The sequence below is a fragment of the Microcoleus sp. OTE_8_concoct_300 genome (assembly GCF_031383065.1).
Taxonomy (GTDB): domain Bacteria; phylum Cyanobacteriota; class Cyanobacteriia; order Cyanobacteriales; family Microcoleaceae; genus Microcoleus.
Map to the genome: position 1 here is coordinate 1 of NZ_JANMZH010000028.1, position 5109 is coordinate 5109.

Annotated in this window: 5 protein-coding genes and 1 pseudogene; 5 read left to right on the plus strand and 1 reads right to left on the minus strand. The window is 46.0% G+C overall.

The features are described from left to right. Positions 1-185 (minus strand): annotated as a pseudogene (locus tag ACUVJL_RS01515) (hypothetical protein); the annotation flags it as partial. Between the two features lie 77 nt (positions 186-262). Between ACUVJL_RS01515 and ACUVJL_RS01520 the strand changes: the two are divergent. The 5 genes from ACUVJL_RS01520 (at position 263) to ACUVJL_RS01540 (ending at position 4841) form a co-directional block, all read left to right on the plus strand. Then, complete coding sequence (locus tag ACUVJL_RS01520; RefSeq protein ID WP_445244233.1) at positions 263-1393, plus strand: ABC transporter ATP-binding protein; 1131 nt, start codon at positions 263-265, stop codon at positions 1391-1393. Further along, positions 1366-1575 (plus strand): hypothetical protein, encoded by a 210-nt coding sequence (locus tag ACUVJL_RS01525; protein WP_445244234.1) that lies wholly within the window; start codon positions 1366-1368, stop codon positions 1573-1575. The genes ACUVJL_RS01520 and ACUVJL_RS01525 overlap by 28 nt, the downstream gene beginning before the upstream one ends. A 99-nt stretch (positions 1576-1674) precedes the next feature. Beyond that, positions 1675-2805 (plus strand): ABC transporter substrate-binding protein, encoded by a 1131-nt coding sequence (locus ACUVJL_RS01530; RefSeq protein ID WP_445244235.1) that lies wholly within the window; start codon positions 1675-1677, stop codon positions 2803-2805. A gap of 142 nt (positions 2806-2947) precedes the next feature. After that, positions 2948-3859: an ABC transporter permease gene (locus tag ACUVJL_RS01535; RefSeq protein WP_445244236.1), complete on the plus strand. Its 912-nt coding sequence runs from the start codon at positions 2948-2950 to the stop codon at positions 3857-3859. A 136-nt stretch (positions 3860-3995) separates the two neighbouring features. Continuing rightward, positions 3996-4841, plus strand: coding sequence for an ABC transporter permease (locus ACUVJL_RS01540; protein ID WP_445244237.1), 846 nt, complete (start codon positions 3996-3998; stop codon positions 4839-4841). The last annotated feature ends 268 nt before the right edge of the window (positions 4842-5109 follow it).

The window sequence follows — 5109 nt, forward strand, 5'->3', positions numbered from 1 at the left end:
ACTGTTAAGTCGATTTTAAACTGAGATGTTGCACCATTGTCAATAAGCTTTTTATGAACAGGCAAGATGCCTGTTCCACAAAGAGTGAATTTTCTTGTGGAACAGGCATCTTGCCTGTTGCTGACAATGGTACGCTCTGGGATAGAATTTAAGGAACAAATCCCAAAACCTGTTACATCCAACATTCCTCACCTAAAATACAGAAAAGTCTCAACTTAAACTGTATTTAAGTAGCGTGTATTACCCCCAGGAAAGGGCGAATATGTTTCAGACAGCACTCAACCAAGGTACGACAGCAACGGATACAGCGCTTGACGTTGAACTCCGCAAGGTCTTCAAGGTATTTAACGGCGAAACCGCAGTCCGCGGAGTAGACCTCAGCATTCGCCAAGGAGAATTTTTTAGCATTCTCGGGCCTAGCGGCTGCGGCAAGACTACGACCCTGCGGTTAATCGCTGGGTTCGAGACTCCCTCGGCGGGCGAATTGATGATTCGCGGCCAGTCGATGACCAACACTCCAGCTTACCGCCGTCCGGTAAATACTGTGTTTCAAAGCTATGCTTTGTTCGGACACATGAATGTCTGGGACAATATCGCTTTTGGATTGCGGATAAAAAAGCTCGGGAAAGCGGAAATAGAAGAACGGGTACGGTCCGTTTTGCAATTGGTGAAAATGGAATCTTTCGCCAACAGGTTTCCCGGTCAAATGTCGGGCGGCCAGCAGCAGCGGGTGGCTTTGGCGAGAGCTCTGGTAAATCGACCGGCGGTTCTGCTGCTGGATGAGCCCCTGGGTGCTCTGGATTTGAAGTTGCGGAAGCAGATGCAGTTGGAACTGTCGAATTTGCATCAAGAATTGGGTTTGACTTTTGTGATGGTGACTCACGACCAAGAAGAGGCGATGAGTCTGTCTGACCGGATTGCTGTGATGCACGAGGGCAGGATTGAACAAATTGGCTCTCCTGAAGAAATTTATGAGTGCCCGCAGACGGCTTTTGTGGCGGATTTTATTGGGGATACGAATTTGTTTGCGGGTACGGTAGAATCGATCGACCGATCGACTATCACAGTTCGCACATCAGCCAATCTGACAATAATCGTTCAGCAGTCGGATATGTGGAGTGGTGTCACAGGCGACTCTGTTGTGGTCAGCGTCCGGCCGGAAAAAGTATATTTGAATCTTTACCAGCCGGAAGTGTCGGTCAACTCTTTTGAAGGGCGACTCAAAAATACTATGTACATGGGCACGCACGTTCATTACGTGGTTGAGTTGGCGTCGGGCGATAAAATTACAGTGCGCCAGCCAAATACCGGTGGCTCTTTGCCCGATCCGCACACGCCGATTTACGCTTACTGGGGAACTAATGATTGTCTCGCTTTGACCGATCGAGCATAATTACGAAAAAAGTTCGGCAACGAACACGCGATCGAGATTTAACGGATGTCACGGAGGTCGGGAAGTTCGGCAACCTGCAGTGTACGGGATTTAACGGATTTAATGGATGGATGTTGCAGGGAAGTTCGGCAACGAGCAGTGTACGGGATTTAACGGATTTAATCGAATTTCCCAATCCCTAATTCCCCAATCTAAAATCTAAAATCTAAAATCTAAAATCGAATTTCCCAATCCCCCATTCCCCAATCTAAAATCTAAAATCTAAAATCTAAAATCGAACTGTGCCTCCGACTAACTTACCAATTTCCAGGATTTTCCCGGCTAATTCTACACGCCGTCAGTTCCTAAAAAATTCGGCGGCCGCAATTTCCGGGTTAGCTGTTTCGAGTTGCGGCTGGCGACTTGCAGACGTACAATCTGCTCCTACCGTCAAAGGTTCAGCCGACCAACTTTACATCTATACTTGGGCAGGCTATACCGATAACGCTTTGCTCAAGCGCTTTGCCGAAAAAACCGGCATTCGCGTAGTGGCCGACGTGTTTAGCTCCAACGAAGAGATGCTGGCGAGAGTTCAAGCCGGTGGCGCCCGCGCCTACAGCATCATTTACCCGTCTGACTACATGGTGGTTCAAATGACGGAACTCGGGCTGTTGAGCCCATTAGACCATTCGAATTTGGGCGGACTCGATCGGCTCAAAAAACAGTTCCAAAACCCTGTATATGACCCAGGAAACCGCTACAGCGTGCCTTTGAGTTGGGGAACCACAGGCTTGATTTACAACACCGAACAACTCAAAGAAGCTCCTGAAGATTGGAACTATTTGTGGGATCACAAACAGGAGTTAGCAAGGCGAATGACTCTGGCGAGTGATGTTCGAGAAGTCATGGGCGCTGCGTTGCGGATGCTGGGCTATTCTCTGAATTCTACGAACCAAGAGCAAGTGAAACAAGCTTACGAAAAGTTGGTGGAACTCAAACCGGCGATCGCATCTTTTACTACTGATGCTTGGCGGCCTCAAATGCTGACGGGGGATTTGAAAGTAGCTATGTGTTATTCTTCTGATGCTAATGAAGTAATTTCAGATAACGATAAATTGAAGTATGTCGTCCCCAAAAGCGGTTCTTCTCTGTGGACTGACACTTTAGTAATTCCTAAAGGTTCTCCCAATCCCGAAGCAGCTTATAAATGGATTAACTTTCTGCTGCAAGCCGATGTCGCTGCTTCTTTAGTAGATCGGCTCAGTTTTTCAACTCCTTCGGAAGATGCTTTTAGTTTGTTGACGCCGGAACTCCGCGAAAATGAGCTTCTTTTCCCTTCGGAAGATATTTTGAAAAATTGCGAAGGTGTGGCTCCGGTAGGGAAATTTATGGAAGTGTACGATCGCTATTGGACTCAATTAACCAGTGGTTAATCTTATTTATTGCCAGAAATTTCATGTACATTTCGATTTACCGGGGGGTGGGGGCGGGTTTATGAGATTTTTTATTTTAGGCGATTATTGTAGGTGAAACCCGCCCCTACAAATCACAACTCAAAACTCAAAACAATTATTTATGGCTGTTTCAACTAGAACTCCCCCTCCTATTCCTCCCAATTCTTCCTTGAAGGCTGAAACTGTCTCCCCGTGGTCCGCGTGGACAGGTCCGCTGGCATTGCTCGGCCCTTCTGGCTTGTTGCTGCTTTTATTATTAGTCATACCAACTCTGGTGATTTTTCAGCTTAGTTTGGTACCCAATATTAAGCCGGGAGATTTGGTGAATCCTTCGGGAATCGGCAATTACCTGCGAGTGTTTGAGCCGCTGAATTTACAGGTGATGGGTCGATCGCTTTTTTTCGCAACGGGGACTACTATTCTGTGTTTGCTGCTGGGATTTCCCGTCGCTTACTGGATCGCCCTCAATGTCTCGAAAAAGTGGCGGAATTTAACTTTGTTAGGCTTTGTGTTGCCGCTGTGGACTTCTTCGCTGTTGCGATCGTATGCTTGGATTACAATTCTGCGTCCTACGGGGGTCCTCAACTCGCTGCTGGCACTTATAGGCATTCCTCCTCTGGAATTGCTTAATCAAAGTTCCGCCGTTTTAATCGGCATGGCTTACAGTTATTTGCCTTATATCGTGACAATTCTTTACGCTTCTTTGGAAAAGTTAGACCGCAGGTTGCTAGAAGCATCTCAGGATTTGGGCGCCAATCCAGTAGAAACTTTCTGGAAAGTGACAGTACCTCAGACGATGCCGGGAATTGCTGCGGGTTCTTTGCTAGTATTTATTAGCTGTTTGGGCGATTTTGTCGATCCGGAGTTGCTCGGTGGAGCTTCGAGTATGACGGCGGCTCGTTTGATTTACAATCAGTTTTTGGGGGCGACTCAAAATTGGGGGCTGGGTTCGGCTCTGAGTATGGTCTTAATCTTTGTAGTGAGTATCGGAATTGCCCTTTTGCTCAAATATGGCGATCGTAATGCAATTTAAAGAAGTCATTAGTCAGTAGTTATTAGTCATTAGTTATTAGTTACTGGTTATTGGTAGCTACTCACAAATAACAACTGACAACAACCGATTACCAATTACCAATTACCAATTATTACCAATTACCGATTACCGAGACATGGAAAATACCGCCGCAAATCCACAGGAGGAAATACAAGCCGATATGTACTTAAAACCTAAATTTAAGATTTCTTGGCAGGTGATATTTGCCGTTGTGATGTTTTTTTATATGTACCTGCCCATCCTGGTACTCACCTTTTACAGCTTTAACAAATCGCGTTTTAGCGCCGGCTGGGAAGGATTTACTTTAGATTGGTACGTTAAATTATTTAGCGATACGCGGATTTTAATTGCCCTGAGAAACAGTTTAACAGTGGCTGTTTGTGCAGTTGCAATCTCGGCTGTACTCGGCACTTTGATGGCCGTTGGTTTAGCCCGCTACCGCTTTCCTGGCAAGAGTTTATATCAGGGAGTTTCTTACTTGCCGATTATTATTCCAGATATTGCGACCGCCGTTGCTACTCTGGTATTTTTAGCGGCGCTAGCTATTCCTCTGAGTTTGTGGACAATTGTCGCCGCTCACGTTGTGTTTTGTCTGGCTTACATCGCCCTAGCTGTTTCTACTAGATTGGCAGATTTAAACCCGTATTTAGAAGAGGCTGCCTTGGATTTGGGTGCAACGCCTGTTGAGGCTTTTATTCAGGTTTTGCTCCCTCAATTAATACCCGGAATTGTTTCCGGTTGTCTGCTGTCTTTTGTCCTCAGCATGGACGATTTTTTGATTGCGAGTTTTACCGCAGGTAGCGGGACTACAACTCTACCGATGGAAATTTTTAGCCGGATTCGGACTGGGGTAAAACCTGATATTAATGCTCTGAGCGTTCTGTTGATAGTAGGTTCGGGAGGATTGGCATTTTTAGCGGAATATTTGCGCGGCCGGGGCGAGCAAAAACGGGCTCATTAGTCATTAGTCATTGGTTATTAGTCATTAGTCATTAGTCATTAGTCATTGGTTATTAGTCATTAGTCATTAGTCATTAGTCATTAGTCATATCGTTTCCGGTGTAACCGGAATGATAAAGTCAAGGTCAATAATTCCACATTCCCCAACGGACCACTCCCCATCATTCCGGTGTAAGCGGAATTGATATCATTAGTCATTGGTCATTGGTTCTTAGGAATGAGAATTAAATAACTTCCACAAGTTTGTGGGATGGGCGTCCCGCCCGTCC